Source organism: Massilia sp. MS-15 (genome assembly GCF_020176695.1).
Taxonomy (GTDB): domain Bacteria; phylum Pseudomonadota; class Gammaproteobacteria; order Burkholderiales; family Burkholderiaceae_D; genus Telluria; species Telluria hydrophila.
Map to the genome: position 1 here is coordinate 122,429 of NZ_JAIWIA010000013.1, position 19,130 is coordinate 141,558.

Here is a 19,130-nt window from a genome sequence, read left to right on the forward strand (position 1 = left end):
TCCTCAGCGCGAGTAGCGCGTGCCGTCGCGCTCGCCCTGGTAGCGTCCGGACCGATAGCCTGCGTCGTCGCGATCACGCCGCTGCATCAGGTAGACCGCGGCGCCCACCACCGCCGTGGCGATCAGGGCCTTCTTCGCCAGGCCGGCCGGGTTGTGCTTCATCTCGGACTTGATGCCCATTTCGCCCAGGATGTTCGGCACGTGGCCGCGCGCCAGGTCTTCGACCACGCCTTCGACCACGTTCACGCGGTCGGCCAGCAGCAGCAGCATCCAGTGGCGCAGGTCGTTCTCGGTGGACTTGAAGGCCAGCCGGCGGATCATGCCCGACAGCCCGGAAGGCGGCTGGGCGGTGCCGAAGAGCGGCGTGATGCCGGGCCGCTCGGGCGAGACCAGGATCTCGACGGTTTCCGCCTGCTGGGGCGGATCGCCCGGCTTGGCGTCGATGAAGCGCGGCGGCGTGCGTTCCATCGGCACCGCGGGACGGTTCTTGCGGTCGAGGTCGGCGCCCCAGCCCTGGATGTGCGACAGCTCCTCGCGCGACGGACGGCGCGGCGCGAGGTGCCCCTGGGCCGGATGGCTGTGCAGGTGGCCGTGATCGTGGTCGTGGTCGTGGTCGTGACCGTGGTGGTGTTCGTGTGCTTGCATGGTCGCTCCTTAATGCGTGGCGCTGGCCTTGACCGCGCGCACCTGGCTGGCGCTCGGCGGGATCAGGATGGGCTTGATGCAGTTGTCGAGCTTGCTCGAGAAGATGTGGTAGGCGTCGGACACTTCTTCCAGCGGGATGCGGTGGGTGATGATCTGCTTCGGATCGATGTGCCCGGCGCGGATGTGTTCGATCAGGCGCGGCAGGTGGCGCTTGACGCTGGCCTGGTTCATGCGCAGGGTCAGGCCCTTGTTCAGCGCATTGCCGATCGGGACCATGTTGGTGGTCGGGCCGTAGACGCCCACGATCGACACGTTGCCCCCCTTGCGCACCGAATTGATGCACCAATGTAGCACGGTGGCCGCGCCACCCTGGATCTTCATCAGGCGCCCGGTGATGGTCTGGCTGATGTTGCCCGAGGCGTCGCCGCCGACCGCGTCGATGCAGACGTCGGCGCCCATCCAGTCGGTCATCTTCTTGATGTGCAGGGCCATGTCGTTCACTTCGAGGAAGTTCACGACCTCGCACTGGGCGTAGCGCTTGACGAACTCCAGCCGGTAGTCGACGCAGTCGACCACGATCACGCGTCCCGCGCCCATCAGCCAGGCCGACTTGGCGGCGAAGATGCCGACCGGACCGGCGCCGAACACCACCACCGTGTCGCCTTCCTTGATGTCGCCCATCTCGGCCGCCTGGTAGCCGGTCGGCAGCGCATCGGTCAGCAGGACGGCGTCGTCGTCCTCGATATCATCGGGAATCACGTAGGGCCCGACATCGGCCATCGGCACGCGCACGTACTCGGCCTGGCCGCCGTCGTAGCCGCCGGCGGTGTGCGAATAGCCGTAGATGGCGCCGACCGCGGTGGATTCGGGATTGGTGTTGTGGCAGTTGCCGAACAGCTCGCGCTGGCAAAAGAAGCAGGAACCGCAGAACAGGTTGAAGGGCACCAGCACGCGGTCGCCCACTTTCAGGTTCTGCACGCCGGAGCCGACGTCCTCGACCACGCCGATGAACTCATGTCCGAAGGTATGGCCGACACGGGTGTCCGGCACCATGCCATGGTAGAGATGCAGGTCCGAACCGCAGATGCACGAACGGGTGACGCGCACGATGGCGTCGCCGGGATGCTCGATGACAGGGTCGGGCTTGTGGTCGGCGCGGACACGATAGGGCCCGCGGTAATTCATTGCCAGCATAACTCCTCCTCGAAAGTCACATGAGTGTTTCACGACAGGATGTCACGGTGCCCGCCGCCCGGCGGGCCATGAGGATGCACGTTATGTCAAAACGCTAAGGATTGCGATACGCGCACGGAAACGAACGGGGCGTTTCCACGCGCTTTCGGAGGTCGCCAGGGCTCGACGGGAGCTTGTCCTACACGGCGCGCTAGAGCTGGCGGGCCTCGAAGGTATTGCACTGCTCCACGCTGCCGCTCTCCAGGCCGCGGCGGAACCAGCGCACCCGCTGCGCCGAGCTGCCATGGGTAAACGAATCCGGCACCACCGTCCCCTGCGACTGGCGCTGCAGCGCATCGTCACCGATGGCGGTGGCCGCGGCCAGCGCGGCCTCGACGTCGCCAGGCTCGATCACCTGGCTGCGCTGGTGGGCCCAGATGCCGGCAAAGCAGTCGGCCTGCAGCTCGAGCTGCACCGACAGGCGGTTGCCTTCGGTCTCGGACATGGCCTGCTGGGCGCGATGTACCTGGTCCGAAATGCCGAGCAGGTTCTGCACGTGGTGGCCGACCTCGTGTGCGATCACGTAGGCCTGGGCGAATTCGCCTTCCACCCTGAAGCGCTGCTCCATCAGGCGGAAGAAGCTGAGATCGATGTACACCTGGCGGTCCGCCGGGCAATAGAAGGGGCCGGTGGCGCTGCGCCCGGTGCCGCAGGCGGTGGGCGTCGCGCCTTCGAACAGCACCAGGCGCGCCGGCTGGTATTGCGCGCCCTGGCCGGAGAACAGCTGGGCCCAGGCATCCTCGGTCGAGCCTAGGGTCTTGCGGACGAACACCGATTGCTCATCGTTCGCCGGCGGCCCCGCAGGCTGGCGCTGCTGGACCGGCACCGCGCCGCCCCCACCCGAGAGCAGGGCCAGGATGGTGCCCGGATCGACCCCGAAGATCGCACCGCCGACCAGGGCAATCACCAGGGTGCCGATGCCGACGCTGCGTCCGCCCAGCCCGCCGAATCCACCGCCGCCGCCGCGGCGGTCCTCCACATTCGTGCTTTCGCGTTCGCCTTCCCACTTCATGGCCTGCCCTCCCCGCCTGTCCTGTGTATGCAAATGCGGGCGGCTCAGCGTTCAGCACGCCGCTTCAGCCCGCCCGTATCGGCGCGCTCGCGCGCGTCCTTGAGCCGCAATTCTTCCTCGTGTGGCGCCAGCCCGGCGCGCGCCGCGTCGTGCTGGCTGCGCGCCTGGCGTTCGCGCGCCAGTTCACGTTCCAGCTGGCGCCGCGGCGTCGCCAGACCTTCATCGCTGTCCCTGTTTGCCATGCATCCTCCGACTTGTCGAACCGAGTATGGACGCCGGGGCGGCCGCACACTGTACGCATGCGCACACAGCACGGATATTCGACGCGAAATCGGCGACAAGCCGGGTGCATGGCAGGGAAATGGCAGCTGTACGGCAACTATGTTCGCTGCCGCACAGCCACGCCGGGCCCGATGGCGGATGCTGGCGGCATGACAAGCCACCATGCCCAAGCCCTGCTCGCCGTGGGCGCCTACCTGCGCGCCCACGACTACCGTTTCATGACGGTGACGCCGTCGACCCACCGCCGCATCAACCGGCGCCCGGGCAACGAGCGCGCGCGCGACCTGCGTGGCATCTTCGGCTGGAGCCGGCCCTTTGCCGCGGACGAGGTCGACCCCGATCTGCTGGCCCTGATGCGCGAAGCGCGCATCCTGGCGCAGGACGGCAGCCTGCTGCGCTCGACGCTGCGCGCTTCCAGCCTGGGCGACATGCTGGTGTTCCACTCGGCCTTTCCCACCGACGAGCATGACGCCGTGTTCTTCGGGCCGGACACCTACCGCTTCGTCGGTACCATGGGGCGTGCCTTTCCCTGGCTGGGCTCGGGGCCGGTACGGGCGCTCGACATCGGCTGCGGTGCCGGCGCCGGCGCGCTGGCGATCGCACGCCATTTCCCGCACGCCGAGGTGGTCGGCGCCGACATCAATACGCGGGCGCTGGCCCTGAGCGTGGTGAACGCGCGCCTGGCCGGCCTCGACAACCTGACCGTCCAGCACAGCGACCTGTTCGACAGCCTGGAAGGCGACTTCGACCTGATCGTCTCCAATCCGCCCTACGTGCTCGACCCGAGCGAACTGCCCTACCGCCACGGCGGCGGCATGCGCGGCGCCGAGCTGTCGGTGCGCATCGTCAAGGAAAGCCTGGCGCACCTGCGCCGCGGCGGCAACCTGATGCTGTATACGGGGGTGGCGATCGCCGGCGCGCGCGACGATTTCCTGGAAAGCATCCGCCCCGAGCTGGAGCGGGTTTGCGACCACTGGACCTATGACGAGCTGGATCCGGACATCTTCGGCGGGCAGCTGGGCGAACCCGGCTACGAAGACGCGGAGCGGATCGCGGCCGTCTGGCTGCACGCGATCAGGCGCTGAGCCGGCAACAGGGGGGCAATTCAGGCGGCCAGCCGGTACAGCGCCGGGATCACCGCGTCCAGGCTGGCGACTTCGCAGCTGGGCCGTGCCCCCGTGTCGTTGGCGAGGCGGCCCGGATTGAACCAGCAGCTGTCGATGCCGAAGCGGTTCGCGCCGAGGATGTCGGCGTCGAGCCGGTCGCCGACGATGACCGTCTCGTGCCGCGCGAACGCGCGCGCCATGCGCACCGAGTAGTCGAAGAAGCGGCTGTCGGGCTTGGCGTGGCCGCAGGCTTCCGAGGTCGCCACGAAGGCGATGTACTCGCCCAGTCCTGAACTGGCGATGCGCCGGTGCTGAATATGGTGCACGCCATTCGTGATGATCCCGATTTCGCCGATCGCGCTCAGGCTGGCGCACAGCTGGCGCGCGCCATCGACCAGCACGACCGTATCGGACAGAGCTTCGAGGTAGGACGCGCTGGCCGCTTCCGGATCGAGATCGAGGCCGTTCAGGGCGAAGGTCTGGCGGAAGCGCTCGACCTTCAGCACGTCCTTGGAGACGGTGCCGGCTTCGAAGGCCCGCCACAGGGCCAGGTTGATGGCCTGGTACTGCTGGAACAGGGCGTCCACGTTGCCATCGAGGCCGAGCGCGCGCATGGTGCGCGCGAAGGACAACTGCTCTGAGGCCCTGAAATCGAGCAGCGTATCGTCCAGGTCGAACAGGAATAAGCTGTGTCTCACCGCGTCCATCTCTTGATGCATGACCGGACATCTTAGCATGGGCACCCCGCCTTCCCTTCGACGCGGCCATGGGCGGGACCGTTGCGCGCGCGCCAAACGGATACAGTTGGATACATCTGCGCGCACCATTTGTCTTGCATGGCGCCGGCGTTGGCGGGAAGATGGCTTGGCCGGCTGGAGCCAGGGCCGGCGAAAGGGAGCATGCCATGCAGGGATTCATGTTTGCGACCGGGATCGAGGGCAGCTATCCGGTGGTCACCGGTGGCGATGGCGGCGCCCTGCGCATCGACGAGATGGAAAAGACCGGCCACTACCGCCACTGGAAGGAAGACCTGGCCCTGGTCAGCGCGCTCGGGATCGACGCGCTGCGCTACGGCCCGCCCTACTACCGGGTGCACCTGGGCCCGGGCCGCTACGACTGGGACTTCACCGACGAGGTCTTCGCCGACATCCGCGCGCGCGGCATCAAGCCGATCGTCGACCTGTGCCACTTTGGGCTGCCCGACTGGCTGGGCAACTTCCAGAATCCGGAGTTCGTGCCCTTCTTCACCGAGTACGCGGCCGCGTTCGCGAAACGCTATCCCTGGGTCGACCTGTACACGCCGATCAACGAGATCTACATCACCGCCAAGTTCTCGGCCCACGAGGGTCTGTGGAACGAGCGCCTGCGCTCTGACCGCGCCTTCGTCAACGCGATCCGCCACCTGGCGCGCGCCAACATCCTGGCGACCGAGGCGATCATGATGGTGCGGCCGGACGCCAAGTTCATCCAGAGCGAATCGTCGGAGTACTTCCACCCGTCTGGCCCGGACGCGATGGAGATGGCGCGCCACATGAACGAATTGCGCTTCCTGGCGCTCGACCTCACCTATGGCCACGATGTCAGCGGCCGCATGTACGAATACCTGTTCGACCACGGCATGACGCGCAAGGACTACCACTTCTTCCTCAACCGCAGCGTCAAGCCGGTGTGCATCATGGGGAATGACTACTACGCGACCAACGAGCATGTGATCCATCCGGACGGCAGTACCAGCTCCTGCGAGCTGTTCGGCTACTACGTGATCACCCAGCAGTACTACCACCGCTACCGGATCCCGGTGATGCATACCGAGACCAACAACCGCGACGCAGGCGCCGGGTCGAAGGATGCGCGCGCCTGGCTCGACAAGCAGTGGTCGAACCTGGTGCGCCTGAAGACGGACGGCGTGCCGATCCTCGGCTTTACCTGGTACAGCCTGATCGACCAGGTGGATTGGGACAGCGCGCTCACCGAGAATGCCGGTACGGTCAACGAATACGGCCTGTGCGACCTGGAGCGGCGGGTGCGGCCGGTAGGAGAAGCGTATCGTCAGCTGATCGAGACCTGGCGGCCGAGGGTGGGGAACGATTTTATCTTTCTGCGCTAGCCGCTGCCAGGGCTTCGCTGAATAGCGAAAAGGGCTCCCGAGGGAGTAATGACGTTCAATTAAGCAGTGCTGGGAGTATTTGTAGGGTGGGCGGGGGAATCTAGTCCAGTGGACTAGATTCCCGCCCACGCGGTCAAGCAGCTGCGAAATCATCGCGTACGGCTTTCCATCGGCTAACTATCACCGCGTGGGCGGCGTAGCCGCCCACCCTACGCCCCCCTTAACTGAACGGCATTACTCCCGAGGGAGCCCTTTCTATTTACTGGCGGAGAGGGTGGGATTCGCCCACATCCCGCGGGCCGCCCTTGCGCAAGTATGCGCACGGCTTCGCATCCCACGAGAGCGCCCCGCAGGGGGCGCTCTCCTCACCGCCCGAAAACAAAAAGGACTCCCGAGGGAGCCCTTTTTATTTACTGGCGGAGAGGGTGGGATTCGAACCCACGGTACGGTCACCCGTACGCCTGATTTCGAGTCAGGTACATTCGACCACTCTGCCACCTCTCCTGATTCGGTGCTGCGCGGTCGCGTAAGCGAGGCCGCATTATAGCGGGTGTTTTTGGTTTGGGAAAGGTGAAACTTCGTCCATCCCGCCGACCGCCCGTGCGCAAGTATGCGCACGCCTTCGCATCCCACGCGAGCGCCCCGCAGGGGGCGCTCTCCTCACCGCCCGAAAACAAAAAGGACTCCCGAGGGAGCCCTTTTTATTTACTGGCGGAGAGGGTGGGATTCGCCCACATCCCGCCGGCCGCCCGTGCGCAAGTATGCGCACGGCTTCGCATCCCACGCGAGCGCCCCGCAGGGGGCGCTCTCCTCTCCGCCAGTAAACAAAAAGGACTCCCGAGGGAGCCCTTTTATTTACTGGCGGAGAGGGTGGGATTCGAACCCACGGTACGGTCACCCGTACGCCTGATTTCGAGTCAGGTACATTCGACCACTCTGCCACCTCTCCTAAATCGGTGTTGCGGTCGCTGCAAGAGACACGCATTATAGCGATGCTCTTGCAAAAACGGAAGAGCAAACATTCTTCCCGACCGCAAAAATTTTTCAGACCGGCGACAGGCGCTCCAGCCCACCCATGTAGGGACGCAGCACTTCCGGAATGATCACGCTGCCGTCCGCCTGCTGGTAGTTCTCCAGCACCGCCACCAGCGTGCGGCCCACGGCCAGGCCGGAGCCGTTCAGGGTGTGCAGCAGTTCCGGCTTGCCGGCGGCGTTGCGGAAACGGGCACCCATGCGGCGCGCCTGGAAGGCTTCGCAATTCGACAGCGAGGAGATCTCGCGGTAGGTATTCTGCGCCGGGAGCCAGACCTCGAGGTCGTAGGTCTTGGCGCTTGAAAAGCCCATGTCGCCGGTGCAGAGCAGCATCACGCGGTAGGGCAGGCCCAGCGAGGTCAGGATGAACTCGGCCTGGCCCACCATCTCTTCGAGCGCCGCATACGACTGTTCCGGATGTACCACCTGGACCAGCTCGACCTTGTCGAACTGGTGCTGGCGAATCATGCCGCGCGTGTCGCGGCCGTAGCTGCCCGCTTCCGAACGGAAGCACGGGGTGTGCGCGGTCATCTTCAGCGGCAGCTGGTCAAGCGCAACGATCTCGTCGCGCACCACATTGGTCAGCGAGACTTCCGAGGTCGGGATCAGGTAGAACTGCTCGCCCTCGCCTTCCGCGCCGCCCTTCTTCACCGAGAACAGGTCGGCTTCGAACTTCGGCAGCTGGCCGGTGCCGCGCAGCGAGTCGGCGTTGACCATGTACGGGGTGTAGCACTCGGTATAGCCGTGCTGGCCGGTGTGGGTGTCGAGCATGTACTGCGCCAGCGCGCGGTGCAGGCGCGCCATGCCGCCCTTCATCATCGAGAAGCGCGAACCGGTCAGCTTGGTCGCGGTGTCGAAGTCCAGGCCCAGCTGCTCGCCGATGTCGACATGGTCCTTTACCTCGAAGTCGAAGACGCGCGGCGTACCGACCTTGCGCACCTCGACATTCCCGCTTTCATCGAGGCCCTGCGGGGCGCTCTCGTGCGGCAGGTTCGGCACCGCTTCGATGAAGCGCGCCATGTTCTCCTGCACCTCGGCCAGCTTCGCCTCGTTGGCCTTCAGCTCGTCGCCGAGGCCGGCCACTTCCGCCATCACGCCGGCGGTGTCCTCGCCCCTGCCCTTCATCATGCCGATCTGCTTGGACAGAGAATTGCGCTTGCCCTGCAGCTCTTCGGTGCGCGTCTGGATCGCCTTGCGTTCGGCTTCGAGGGCGCCGAAGGCGGCCACGTCGAGCTGGAACTTGCGGGTCGCCAGGCGCGCGGCGACGTTGTCGATGTCTTTGCGGAGAAGTTGGATGTCAATCATGTCAGGGACGCTTGCGTATGTCGAAAACACAATTGTACCAAGCCGGGGGCCGTTTTCTCCTGTTCTTGGCGAGATTCGCAGGCGGGATCGTTCACGCCAGCCGGGCCGCTCGCCAGGCCCTGTCAGTCAGCTCCGGTCGGCGCTCCGGGGCCGCCTTCCTGTTGCAGGCCTGCTTACTGCAGACCTGCCTTCTCGGCCACGCTCAGGCGCGGCGCCTTGACCACGACCACGTGGACGGTCGAGTCGACCATGACCGCCGAAGAGGCCTGCAGGATCTCGACAGGGCGCGCGGCGGCGCTGGCGTAGCTGGCGACCAGGCCCAGTGCGGCGGCGGCGAGGAAGATGGCTTCGAAGTTTTTACGGATGTTCATGGTGTGCTCCTTGGGCTCAAAAGTGATTCGGTATGATTGAACTTTACCGATCGCCAGGAGCTGTCGCCATCGGGATGCGACGAAGCGCGAAAAACGCGGGCCAGAATGCGCGAAGCACGGACCGGACGCAGATCAAAGCAGGTTCGGCGACGTTTGGCGACGAACCGTGCACCGCGCACTGCCGAACGCGCTACGGGCGGCGCAGGAGCAGCAGCAGCTTGGCGCTGTACAGCACGATCAGCGTGCCCACCAGGTCGCCGCTGGCCATGACCAGGAAGCTGTCGAGCAGGCCCTCGCGCTGGCCGCGCAGCGCGAACCAGAGGTGGTGCAGCGCCGGGCTGGCGAGCGAGAAGGCGAGCGCGCAGCCGAGCAGGCGCCACGGGCCCAGCCCGGTGAGCGAGGCATCGATGCGTCCCGCCACCAGCATCCGGTAGGTCAGGTAGGGCGCCAGCGCGGCCAGGATGCCGCCGATGAAGGAGCGGATCGGATCGTCGGGGAAGAAGTAGAAGAAGCAGATCAGCCAGGACGCGGCGAGGATGCCGAGCGCGCCCGCTTCCGCGAACAGCAGCGTGCACAGCAGGCGCACGCCGGCCGGCAGGTAGACCCAGCTGATCCCGCGCGCGAATTCGAAGCTGGAGAACAGCAGCTCGTTCAACGCGATCGCACCCAGGAACAATAGTGCCGTGCCGGCGCCGGCGGCGAACTTCCACTGCATATCAGACATGACTTCGGACGCGAGGTAGGATAAGCTTTGCTCTTCAGTGCACGATCATATCAGCGAATGCCACACCATCCAGAACATTCCGACCTGACCAACCCGGGCCCGGCGCGCCAGCCGGGGATGCGTCCCGCGGCAGGAAGCGCGACAGCATGAGCAAGTCCAGCCGCCCGGCCGACATCTACCTGCGCTTCCTGAACCTGCTCGATGCGCTGCGCGCCCTGCCCGCGCTGCCGCCGCTCGACCCGCTCGAGGAACGCATCCTGGCCGTGGTCGGACGCGCGCGCCAGCTGGAAGAGCGCCTCAGCGTGCGCGACCTGATGGCGCAGGAAGGCCTGGGTGCGCCGGCCACCGTCCATACCCGCATCAAGTCGATGCGCAGCAAGGGCTGGCTGGTGCTGGCCGATACCGAGGACAGCCGCCGCAAGCAGGTCGACCTGACGCCGGCGGCCCTCGCCTACTTCGACCAGGTGTCGGGGCTGATGCTCAAAGCCACCGAGGGCAGCTAGGCCGCCCCGGCCTCGTCGTCGAGACCGCGCAGGAAGGCGAGCTTCTCGGCGATCTTCGACTCCACCCCACGCGGCACTGGCTGGTACCAGCCCGGTTCCGGCATCCCCTCGGGCAGGTAGGTCTCGCCCGCCGCATAGGCATGCGGCTCGTCGTGCGCGTAGCGGTAGGCGTGGCCGTAGCCCAGTTCCTTCATCAGCTTCGTCGGCGCATTGCGCAGGTGGACCGGCACCTCGCGCGACTTGTCCTTGCGCACGAACGCCATCGCCGCGTTGAAGGCGTTGTAGCCGGCATTGCTCTTGGCCGCGATGGCCAGGTAGATCACGGCCTGGCCCAGGGCCAGCTCGCCTTCCGGGGAACCCAGGCGCTCGTAGGTGGTGGCGGCGTCGTTGGCGATCTGCAGCGCGCGCGGGTCGGCCAGGCCGATGTCCTCCCAGGCCATGCGCACGATGCGGCGCGCCAGGTACTTGGCGTCGGCGCCGCCATCCAGCATGCGGCACAGCCAGTACAGGGCCGCATCCGGATGCGAGCCGCGCACCGATTTGTGCAGGGCCGAGATCTGGTCGTAGAAATTGTCGCCGCCCTTGTCGAAGCGGCGCGCATTCAGGGTCAGCGCGTTCTCGACGAAGTCCGCGGTGATATGGGTGAGACCGGCCGTGTCGGCGGAGGTCTTGGTCTGCTCGAGCAGGTTGAGGAAGCGGCGCGCATCGCCGTCCGCATAGCCGACCAGGGTGTCGACCGCGACCTCTTCGAACGTCAGGTGCTGCAGCACCCGCTCGCGGGCGCGCTGCAAGAGCTGGCGCATCTCCGCGTCGCTCAGCGCCTTCAGCACGTACACCTGGGAGCGCGACAGGAGCGCCGAGTTGACCTCGAACGAGGGGTTCTCGGTAGTGGCGCCGATCAGCGTGACCAGGCCCGATTCGACGAAGGGCAGCAAGGCATCCTGCTGCGCCTTGTTGAAGCGGTGGATCTCGTCGATGAACAGGATGGTGTGCTTGCCGCGCGCCAGGTACTGCTCGGCCTGTTCGATGGCGGCGCGGATGTCCTTCACGCCCGACAGCACGGCCGACAGCGCGATGAATTCGCAGTCGAAGGCGTGCGCGGTCAGGCGCGCCAGCGTGGTCTTGCCCACGCCCGGCGGACCCCACAGGATCATCGAATGCGGCTTGCCGGACTTGAACACCAGGTTGAGCGGCTTGCCGGGGCCGAGCAGGTGGCTCTGGCCGATGACGTCGCCGATCGTGCGTGGGCGCAGCGCCTCGGCCAGCGGGGGCGCGGGTTCGGTCTTGAAAAGGTCGTCCATGCGCCTAGTGTAAACGATCGACGCACCGGAAGACGTGCACGGCCGGCCTGCGCGGCACCCCGCTTATTGGCTGACGACGTCGGCGCCCTTCGGCACCTCGAACCTGAACTGCTGCGCGCCCAGCGCCGGATTGCGCTGGAAATTGGTGAACTTCAGCAGCGAGACCTGGCCGAACTGGTCCTTCAGTTCCATCGCCACCGGCACCCCGCCCTTCAGGCCGATGCCGATCTGTTCGAAGGTCGTGTCCTTCGCCTTCGGCACGGCGGTCAGCCACTCGGCGCCGTCACGCTCGCCCGCTTCGCTCAGGGTGAAGTTCTTTTCCAGGTCGTTGCTGCCGAACAGGATGGCGGCCGGGGACGAGCCCAGCGCGTTGCCGAGCTTGCGGGTGGTGACCTGGTTCAGGTCCTTGTCGTAGATGTAGAGCGTCTCGCCGTCGGCCTGCAGCAGCTGTTCGTAGGGCTTCTGGTAGGTCCAGATGAACTTGCCGGGACGGGCGAACACGAAGCTGCCGCTCGAGACGGGAGCGGCCTTGCCGCTTTTTGACTTGCTCAGCTGCTGCTGGGTGAATTCGCCCCTAGCGGACTTGGTGCCGGCGACGAAGCTCTTGAACTGGTCGAGGGCTGCGGCGTGGGTGGTGCCAGGCAGCACGAGGGCGCTGGCGACGACGGCTGCTGCGAAGGCATGGGACGTGAATTTCATGTGCATTCCTCTTGTTGTGGTCCGCCACCGTGCGTTGACCGCGTGGGCGGGGGACCCGCCCACCCTACGAAAAGCATGCCGCAGCGGTGGACGTGGGTTATTCGGCGGTCGTGGCCGGCACGAGGATGTCGCGGTTGCCGTTCGACTGCATCGGCGACACCATGCCGGCGTGTTCCATCTGCTCGATCAGGCGGGCCGCACGGTTGTAGCCGATGCGCAGGTGGCGCTGGACCAGCGAGATCGAGGCCTTGCGGTGCTTGAGCACCACGGCCACCGCCTGGTCGTAGAGTGCGTCGGACTCGCCACCGCCCTCGCCGGCCGGGATACCCTCGGCATTGCCTTCTTCCAGCGTGCCGCCTTCGAGAATGCCTTCAATATAGTTCGGTTCGCCGAGCGACTGCAGATGTTTTACAACTCGATGCACTTCGTCGTCGGACACGAAGGCGCCGTGCACGCGGATCGGCAGGCCGGTCCCCGGCGGCATGTAGAGCATGTCGCCCATGCCGAGCAGGGTTTCGGCGCCCATCTGGTCGAGAATGGTGCGCGAGTCGATCTTCGAGGATACCTGGAACGCGATGCGGGTCGGGATGTTGGCCTTGATCAGGCCCGTGATCACGTCCACCGACGGGCGCTGGGTCGCCAGGATCAGGTGGATGCCGGCCGCGCGCGCCTTCTGCGCGATACGGGCGATCAGCTCTTCCACCTTTTTACCCACCACCATCATCAGGTCGGCCAATTCGTCGATGATGATGACGATGGTCGGCAGCTTCTCGAGCGGCTCGGGATTGTCCGGCATGATCGAGAACGGATTCGGGATGTGTTCCTCGCGCTTGGCCGCTTCCATGATCTTGCCGTTGTAGCCGGCCAGGTTGCGCACGCCCAGCTTGCTCATCAGCTTGTAACGGCGCTCCATCTCGTTCACCGCCCAGTTCAGCGCGTGGCCGGCCTGGCGCATGTCGGTCACGACCGGCGCCAGCAGGTGCGGGATGCCCTCGTACACCGACATCTCCAGCATCTTCGGGTCGATCAGGATCAGGCGCACATCGGCCGGGTCGGATTTGTAGAGCAGCGACAGGATGGTCGCGTTGATGCCCACCGATTTACCCGAACCGGTGGTACCCGCCACCAGGAGGTGCGGCATCTTGGCCAGGTCGGCGCAGACTGGTTTACCAGCGATGTCCTTGCCCAGCGCGACGGTGAGCGCGGAAGCGCTGTCGCCATACACCTTGGAGCCGACGATCTCCGACAGGCGCACGATCTGGCGCTTCGGGTTCGGCAGTTCAAGCGCCATGTAGTTCTTGCCCGGGATGGTCTCGACCACGCGGATCGAGGTGAGCGACAGCGAACGCGCCAGGTCGCGCGCCAGGTTGACGATCTGGCTGCCCTTGACGCCGGTGGCCGGCTCGATCTCGTAGCGGGTGACCACCGGGCCCGGATAGGCCGCCACCACCTTGGCTTCGACGCCGAAGTCGGACAGCTTCTTCTCGATCAGGCGGCTGGTGAATTCCAGCGTCTCGACCGCCACCGTCTCCTGGGCCGGCGGCGCCTCGTCCAGCAGCGCCAGCGGCGGCAGCGGCGAGTCGCCGTTCAGGTCGTGGAACAGCGGGGTCTGCATTTCCTTCTGGGCCCGCTCGGACTTCGGCACGCTGGTCATCTGCGGCTCGATCTTGATCGACGGTACCGGGGCCTGGGCCGAAGGCGCAGGCGAGGACGCGGGCGGCATGGCCAGCGAGGCCGGCATCGAAGGCGGCAGGATCACGGGTTCGGCGCGCGCCCCGTCCTGGGACGCGGCCTGCGGACGCGGCTCGAGGACCGGCTCGGCCTTGACGATGGCCGGCGGGGCCGGATGCTTCTCGGTGTACTTCTGGCGTTCGTTCACCATCAGTTCGTCGCGCTTGACGGCCGCGGCCTCGCCCTGCCTGCGGTCTTCGTGGTCTTCCATGCGCAGGCGGAACCAGTCGATCGTGTTCTCGACCGCTTCGCCGATGCGCTCGGCCACCGCCAGCCAGGACACCTGGAAGAACAGCGAGAAGCCGAGCCCGAACAGCAGCAGGAACAGCAGGGTGGCGCCGGTGGCGCCAAAGGCGGCCAGGGCCGCCAGGCCGAGCTCCTGGCCCAGCACCCCGCCCGGCAGGCGCGGCAGCTCGACCTTCCAGGCATGCATGCGCAGGAACTCGAGTCCGACGCTGCCGATGAACATGATGGCGAAGCCGGTCCAGCGCACGTACATTTCGCCGGCATGCACCGGTTCGGCCGGCGCCAGCGCGTTGCTCAGACGGTGCCAGCCCTTCCACACCCCGCGCAGGAAGATCACGCCCCACCACCAGGCCGAGAAACCGAAGATGAACAGCAGCAGGTCGGACAGCCAGGCGCCGGCCTTGCCGCCCAGGTTGGCGATGCGCGGCACGGCATTGGCGTGCGACCAGCCCGGGTCGGCCTTGTTGTAACTGAGGAGGATCAGCACGAAGTACAGGAAGGCGCCGGCCATGGCGATCCAGCGCGCCTCCAGCAGGAGGCGCGACAACCGGCCCGGCAGGGGCTGGCGGGCATGCGTGGATTGCGCGGTGCGGGTATATCCTGAAGTGCTGGCTTGGCTATTCTTGCTCATTGCTTGGTGCTGCTAAATGTCTGCAAAATGTCCGCAGAAGTGTACGCTATCGACAATCCGCCCATTCTAAGCCATATACGGCTGGGCCGGACCACGATTCATGCTGGCATGCATCATCGTCTATAATCTTGTGTTGCAAAGCAGGCCTTGATCTGGAGAAGGCCGCCCCCAGTTTCCGCTTGTTCATCTCTTATTGAAGCCTCCCATGACTACTTCCAAACACGCCAAAGTCCTGATTCTCGGTTCCGGCCCTGCCGGCTATAGCGCCGCCGTGTACGCCGCGCGCGCCAACCTGCAGCCGATGCTGGTGACCGGCGTCGAGCAGGGTGGCCAGCTGATGACCACGACCGACGTCGAGAACTGGCCGGGCGACCCGCTGGGCGTGCAGGGTCCGGAACTGATGCAGCGCCTGCTGCAGCACGCGGAGCGCTTCAATACCGAGATCGTGTTCGACCACATCCACACCACCCACTTGCATGAGAAACCTATCCGCCTGGTGGGCGACGCGCACGAATACACCTGCGACGCCCTGATCATCGCCACCGGCGCCTCGGCCCAGTACCTCGGCCTGCCCTCGGAACAGGCCTTCATGGGCAAGGGCGTGTCGGCCTGCGCCACCTGCGACGGCTTCTTCTACCGCAACCAGGAAGTGGCGGTGATCGGCGGCGGCAACACCGCGGTCGAGGAAGCCCTGTATCTGGCCGGCATCGCCTCCAAGGTGACCCTGATCCACCGCCGCGACAAGTTCCGCGCCGAGCCGATCCTGGTCGACCGCCTGATGCACAAGGTCGGGGAAGGCAAGATCGAACTGGCGCTGAACCACACCCTGGACGAAGTCCTGGGCGATAACAGCGGCGTGACCGGCCTGCGGATCAAGTCCACCGGCGACGGTGCCACCCGCGACCTGGCCGTGCACGGCCTGTTCGTGGCGATCGGCCACAAGCCGAACACCGGCATCTTCGAAGGCCAGCTCGAGATGAAGAACGGCTATATCCTGACCCGCTCGGGTACCGAAGGCATGGCCACCGCCACCAGCGTGCCGGGTGTGTTCGCCGCCGGCGACGTGCAGGACCACATCTACCGCCAGGCGATCACCAGCTCGGGCACCGGCTGCATGGCCGCGCTCGACGCCCAGCGCTACCTCGAAGCGCTGGAGGACTCGCCGCAACAGGCTTGAGGGGAACGATGGCGGGCATGAAGGACTTTTCCGAACTGAAGGGCTTGCGCGACAAGCTCAAGGAAGACGAGCGCCAGCGCGCCATCGAACAGGCCGAGCGCGAGAGGCGCGAGCGCATCGCGCGCGCGCGCGCCGTGGAATTTCGCGGCGCGATGGTAGACGTGAAGAAGCTGCCGGAGTCGGACCGCTACGTCTACCGCCCGGTCTACGTACCGTCCGAGCGCAGCTTCCAGGACCGCAAGCCAGGCATGCCCCTGTCCGAGGAAGAAGAAATCCAGGCCGTGCTGCGCGAGTCGCTGTCGGACCTGTTCGACGTCGAGGGCCTGCTCGACGAAGACCCGTCGCTAAGCTACGCCCAGCCGGGTGTGGGGCCGGACGTCGTCAAGAAGCTGCGCAAGCGCCACTGGCCGGTGCAGGACGAACTCGACCTGCACGGCATGAACCGCGACCAGGCGCGCGACGCCGTCACCGAGTTCCTCCACCGTGCCAACCGGCGCGGCGTGCGCTGCGTGCGCATCGTGCACGGCATCGGCTATGGTTCGCCCAAGGGCGAACCGGTATTGCGCGGGATCGTGCACAGCTGGCTGGTGCAGAAGAGCGAAGTGGTGGCCTTTTGCGTCGCCGGCAAGAAGGATGGCGGGCACGGCGCCCTGGTTGTCCTGCTGCGCCCCGCCCTCCAGGACTGAACCGGCGCACGGACCGGTCTCTCCTTTTGAATAAAGTGTGTCGCGCCATGCATTGCATGTAAAATGTGCTCGACCGGCAATTGCCGGATTTGACGAGAAGGGAATGGTGGCGAATTGAAGGGTACTTCCGTGATTCCCATGGAGCACGGCCGCCAGGTCGACCTGCTCAACTGTGCCGACGAGCCGATCCATCTTCCCGGGTTGATCCAGCCACACGGCGCCCTCCTCTTCTTCACTGCCAGCGGCCTGCTCGAAGGCTGGAGCGTCAACGCTCCCGGCCTGCTCGCCGTCGATCCTGCTCCTGGCATGCCCTATGATGCGCTGCCACTCCCGCAACCCGTGCTCGACCTGCTGGGCGACTATGTCGGCACCGGCGAGACGGAGAGCTCGCCCTCGATGGTCCCGATCGACATCGGAGGCCAGGACTTCGACTGCATCGTGCACGCCGCCTGCGGCCGCGTGGTGGCCGAGTTCGAGGGACGCGACGTGGGTGCGGACCAGGTGGCGCTGTTCGCGGTCAAGGCGCATGCTTCGATCGACCGCCTGCGCCGCCAGAAGACGATCGAGGGTTTGCTGACCAGCGCGGTCGACCAGATCCGCGCATTCACCGGCTTCGACCGCGTGATGGCCTACCGCTTCCGCCCCGACGATAGCGGCGACGTGGTGGCCGAGAGCCGGCGCGACGACCTCGTGCCCTACCTCGGCCAGCGCTACCCGGCCTCGGACATCCCGGCCCAGGCGCGCCGCCTGTACATCTTGAACACCCTGCGCTCGATCGTCGACGTGGACTACCAGGCCGTTCCCCTGCTCGGCCCGGCGGGCACGCCCACGCTGGACATGAGCCATGCGGTGCTGCGCAGCGTTTCGCCGATCCACATCGAATACCTGAAGAACATGGGCGTAGGCGCCTCGATGAGCGTGTCGATCGTGATCAATGGCCGCCTGTGGGGACTGATCGCCTGCCACCACATGGCGCGCAAGCTTGTCCCCTACTCGATCCGCATGGCGGCCGACGTGCTGGCCCAGGTGATGGGCTCGACCATCCACAGCATTGAGTCGCGTCTGGAAAGCCAGCTGATCGAACGCTCGGCCTCGAACCGCACCAAGCTGGTCGAGGACCTGCTGCTGGAGGACGACCCGCTCGAGACCTTCAGCCGCTTCGCCGGGTCGATCCTGGCCGCCACCGACGCCCAGGCGCAGATCACGAGTTGCTACGGCAAGCTGCGCGTGCACGGCGATGTTCCGGCCGGCCTGGCGCAGACCATCGTCGACTCGCTGCCGGACGGCGGCCACGACATGATCATGCGGGAAAAACTGGACGACTGGCCCGCGCCGGTCCGCGCCCGGCTCGGCAAGTGGGTCGGCATGCTGGCCCTGCCCTTCGATCCGCCAGCCAACGGCTGGAACATCGTGCTGCGCGTCGAGCAGATCGAACAGGTAGCCTGGGGCAGGCGGCCCGAGAAGACCAGCACCTTCGGCCCGCTGGGCGAACGCCTGACGCCGCGCGGCTCCTTCGACGCCTGGTACGAGACGGTGCGCGGCCATGCGCATCCGTGGGAAGCGACGATCCTGGCCAATGCGCGGCTGACCATGGCGGAACTGGTGCGCGTGATGACCTCGCGCCGCAGCCAGACCGAGGCCACCCGTGCGCAGTTGCTGGCCATGCTTGGCCACGACCTGCGCGACCCGCTCCACTCGATCAACATGGCCGGCATGGTACTCGAAAAGAACGCCGCCCAGCCGACCCTGGGCAAGCGCATCCAGTCCTCGACCAGCCGCATGCAGCGCATGATCAGCCAGGTGCTGGACATGAGCCGCATCGACGGCGGCCTCGGTCTGGGCATGAGCCTGGAACCGGTGGACCTGGCCGCGCTGGTCGAAGACCTGCTCGACGAAGCGCGCATGGCCTATCCCGCGATTCCCTTCCAGTCCGGTCCCCGCGAACCGGCAATCGTGAATGCCGACAGCGGCCGCCTGGGCCAGGTGCTGTCCAACCTGCTGAGCAACGCGCGCCACCATGGCGAAGCGGGCACGCCGGTGCGGGTCGGCGTGATGGCGGACGGACGGGAAGCGGTGGTCGAGGTCAGCAACGTGGGCGCGCCGATCGCGCCCGACATCGTGGCGACCCTGTTCAATCCCTTCAAGCGCGCCTCGCTGCACAATCCGCGCAACCGCACCGGCATGGGGCTGGGCATGTACATCGCGCAGCAGATCGTGCGCGAGCACCATGGCGAGATCGCCTACCGGCATCAGGGCGCGGAAGTCGTGTTCGCGGTGCGCCTGCCCCTGCTCGACAGCTAGGGACCGCTAGTCTGTCCGGCTGACTGCGCCTTTCATAA

At 66.2% G+C, this 19,130-nt stretch carries 17 protein-coding genes and 2 tRNA genes; 6 read left to right on the forward strand and 13 right to left on the reverse strand.

Annotated features, from left to right (window positions below):
• Positions 1-3 precede the first annotated feature (3 nt).
• From LCI23_RS06990 to LCI23_RS07005, 4 genes are all read right to left on the reverse strand, one after another.
• Positions 4-645: a hypothetical protein gene (locus tag LCI23_RS06990; RefSeq protein ID WP_224945713.1), complete on the reverse strand. Its 642-nt coding sequence runs from the start codon at positions 643-645 to the stop codon at positions 4-6.
• 9 nt (positions 646-654) lie between these two features.
• Complete coding sequence (locus LCI23_RS06995) at positions 655-1,839, reverse strand: zinc-dependent alcohol dehydrogenase (protein ID WP_224945714.1); 1,185 nt, start codon at positions 1,837-1,839, stop codon at positions 655-657.
• A 190-nt stretch (positions 1,840-2,029) separates the two neighbouring features.
• Positions 2,030-2,890, reverse strand: a complete 861-nt coding sequence (locus LCI23_RS07000) for a neutral zinc metallopeptidase (RefSeq protein WP_224945715.1) — start codon at positions 2,888-2,890, stop codon at positions 2,030-2,032.
• 44 nt (positions 2,891-2,934) lie between these two features.
• Entirely contained in the window at positions 2,935-3,132 is a 198-nt protein-coding gene (locus LCI23_RS07005) for a hypothetical protein (protein ID WP_224945716.1), read from the reverse strand.
• Positions 3,133-3,321: 189 nt separating this feature from the next.
• Between LCI23_RS07005 and LCI23_RS07010 the strand changes: the two genes are divergently transcribed.
• Entirely contained in the window at positions 3,322-4,257 is a 936-nt protein-coding gene (locus LCI23_RS07010; RefSeq protein WP_224945717.1) for a class I SAM-dependent methyltransferase, read from the forward strand.
• Between the two features lie 20 nt (positions 4,258-4,277).
• Here LCI23_RS07010 and LCI23_RS07015 read toward each other — a convergent pair whose 3' ends face one another.
• Positions 4,278-4,985 (reverse strand): YjjG family noncanonical pyrimidine nucleotidase, encoded by a 708-nt coding sequence (locus tag LCI23_RS07015; protein WP_224945718.1) that lies wholly within the window; start codon positions 4,983-4,985, stop codon positions 4,278-4,280.
• 197 nt (positions 4,986-5,182) lie between these two features.
• Between LCI23_RS07015 and LCI23_RS07020 the strand changes: the two genes are divergently transcribed.
• A complete protein-coding gene (locus LCI23_RS07020) occupies positions 5,183-6,385 on the forward strand; it encodes a family 1 glycosylhydrolase (protein WP_224945719.1) in 1,203 nt (400 codons plus the stop codon).
• Between the two features lie 414 nt (positions 6,386-6,799).
• Here the strand turns inward: LCI23_RS07020 and LCI23_RS07025 are convergent.
• From LCI23_RS07025 to LCI23_RS07045, 5 genes are all read right to left on the reverse strand, one after another.
• A tRNA-Ser gene (locus LCI23_RS07025) sits at positions 6,800-6,889 on the reverse strand.
• 355 nt (positions 6,890-7,244) lie between these two features.
• Positions 7,245-7,334, reverse strand: a tRNA-Ser gene (locus LCI23_RS07030).
• A 95-nt stretch (positions 7,335-7,429) separates the two neighbouring features.
• Positions 7,430-8,722: a serine--tRNA ligase gene (gene serS / locus LCI23_RS07035; RefSeq protein WP_224945720.1), complete on the reverse strand. Its 1,293-nt coding sequence runs from the start codon at positions 8,720-8,722 to the stop codon at positions 7,430-7,432.
• Between the two features lie 173 nt (positions 8,723-8,895).
• Positions 8,896-9,093, reverse strand: a complete 198-nt coding sequence (locus tag LCI23_RS07040) for a hypothetical protein (RefSeq protein WP_224945721.1) — start codon at positions 9,091-9,093, stop codon at positions 8,896-8,898.
• Positions 9,094-9,283: 190 nt separating this feature from the next.
• Complete coding sequence (locus tag LCI23_RS07045; RefSeq protein ID WP_224945722.1) at positions 9,284-9,817, reverse strand: hypothetical protein; 534 nt, start codon at positions 9,815-9,817, stop codon at positions 9,284-9,286.
• A 146-nt stretch (positions 9,818-9,963) separates the two neighbouring features.
• Between LCI23_RS07045 and LCI23_RS07050 the strand changes: the two genes are divergently transcribed.
• Complete coding sequence (locus tag LCI23_RS07050) at positions 9,964-10,320, forward strand: winged helix-turn-helix domain-containing protein (protein WP_224945723.1); 357 nt, start codon at positions 9,964-9,966, stop codon at positions 10,318-10,320.
• On the opposite strand, the gene LCI23_RS07055 is transcribed toward LCI23_RS07050, so the two are convergent.
• From LCI23_RS07055 to LCI23_RS07065, 3 genes are all read right to left on the reverse strand, one after another.
• Positions 10,317-11,621, reverse strand: coding sequence for a replication-associated recombination protein A (locus LCI23_RS07055; protein WP_224945724.1), 1,305 nt, complete (start codon positions 11,619-11,621; stop codon positions 10,317-10,319). The genes LCI23_RS07050 and LCI23_RS07055 overlap by 4 nt on opposite strands.
• A gap of 63 nt (positions 11,622-11,684) precedes the next feature.
• Entirely contained in the window at positions 11,685-12,326 is a 642-nt protein-coding gene (gene lolA / locus LCI23_RS07060; RefSeq protein ID WP_374041152.1) for an outer membrane lipoprotein chaperone LolA, read from the reverse strand.
• A 91-nt stretch (positions 12,327-12,417) separates the two neighbouring features.
• Entirely contained in the window at positions 12,418-14,928 is a 2,511-nt protein-coding gene (locus LCI23_RS07065; protein ID WP_224945726.1) for a DNA translocase FtsK, read from the reverse strand.
• Between the two features lie 205 nt (positions 14,929-15,133).
• Between LCI23_RS07065 and trxB the strand changes: the two genes are divergently transcribed.
• From trxB to LCI23_RS07080, 3 genes are all read left to right on the forward strand, one after another.
• Positions 15,134-16,105: a thioredoxin-disulfide reductase gene (gene trxB, locus LCI23_RS07070; protein ID WP_224945727.1), complete on the forward strand. Its 972-nt coding sequence runs from the start codon at positions 15,134-15,136 to the stop codon at positions 16,103-16,105.
• An 8-nt stretch (positions 16,106-16,113) separates the two neighbouring features.
• Entirely contained in the window at positions 16,114-16,791 is a 678-nt protein-coding gene (locus LCI23_RS07075; RefSeq protein ID WP_224945728.1) for a Smr/MutS family protein, read from the forward strand.
• Positions 16,792-16,905: 114 nt separating this feature from the next.
• Entirely contained in the window at positions 16,906-19,092 is a 2,187-nt protein-coding gene (locus LCI23_RS07080; RefSeq protein WP_224945729.1) for an ATP-binding protein, read from the forward strand.
• The last annotated feature ends 38 nt before the right edge of the window (positions 19,093-19,130 follow it).

Bases quoted from the DNA above. Each gene is read 5' to 3' on its own strand.
- LCI23_RS07075 (WP_224945728.1), top strand. From the start codon at position 16,114: ATGGCGGGCATGAAGGACTTTTCCGAACTGAAGGGCTTGCGCGACAAG.
- LCI23_RS06995 (WP_224945714.1), bottom strand. From the start codon at position 1,839: ATGCTGGCAATGAATTACCGCGGGCCCTATCGTGTCCGCGCCGACCAC.
- LCI23_RS07045 (WP_224945722.1), bottom strand. From the start codon at position 9,817: ATGTCTGATATGCAGTGGAAGTTCGCCGCCGGCGCCGGCACGGCACTA.
- LCI23_RS07065 (WP_224945726.1), bottom strand. From the start codon at position 14,928: ATGAGCAAGAATAGCCAAGCCAGCACTTCAGGATATACCCGCACCGCG.
- LCI23_RS07000 (WP_224945715.1), bottom strand. From the start codon at position 2,890: ATGAAGTGGGAAGGCGAACGCGAAAGCACGAATGTGGAGGACCGCCGC.
- LCI23_RS07050 (WP_224945723.1), top strand. From the start codon at position 9,964: ATGAGCAAGTCCAGCCGCCCGGCCGACATCTACCTGCGCTTCCTGAAC.
- LCI23_RS07040 (WP_224945721.1), bottom strand. From the start codon at position 9,093: ATGAACATCCGTAAAAACTTCGAAGCCATCTTCCTCGCCGCCGCCGCA.
- LCI23_RS07055 (WP_224945724.1), bottom strand. From the start codon at position 11,621: ATGGACGACCTTTTCAAGACCGAACCCGCGCCCCCGCTGGCCGAGGCG.
- LCI23_RS07015 (WP_224945718.1), bottom strand. From the start codon at position 4,985: ATGGACGCGGTGAGACACAGCTTATTCCTGTTCGACCTGGACGATACG.
- LCI23_RS07020 (WP_224945719.1), top strand. From the start codon at position 5,183: ATGCAGGGATTCATGTTTGCGACCGGGATCGAGGGCAGCTATCCGGTG.
- LCI23_RS06990 (WP_224945713.1), bottom strand. From the start codon at position 645: ATGCAAGCACACGAACACCACCACGGTCACGACCACGACCACGACCAC.
- lolA (WP_374041152.1), bottom strand. From the start codon at position 12,326: ATGCACATGAAATTCACGTCCCATGCCTTCGCAGCAGCCGTCGTCGCC.
- serS (WP_224945720.1), bottom strand. From the start codon at position 8,722: ATGATTGACATCCAACTTCTCCGCAAAGACATCGACAACGTCGCCGCG.
- LCI23_RS07005 (WP_224945716.1), bottom strand. From the start codon at position 3,132: ATGGCAAACAGGGACAGCGATGAAGGTCTGGCGACGCCGCGGCGCCAG.
- trxB (WP_224945727.1), top strand. From the start codon at position 15,134: ATGACTACTTCCAAACACGCCAAAGTCCTGATTCTCGGTTCCGGCCCT.
- LCI23_RS07010 (WP_224945717.1), top strand. From the start codon at position 3,322: ATGACAAGCCACCATGCCCAAGCCCTGCTCGCCGTGGGCGCCTACCTG.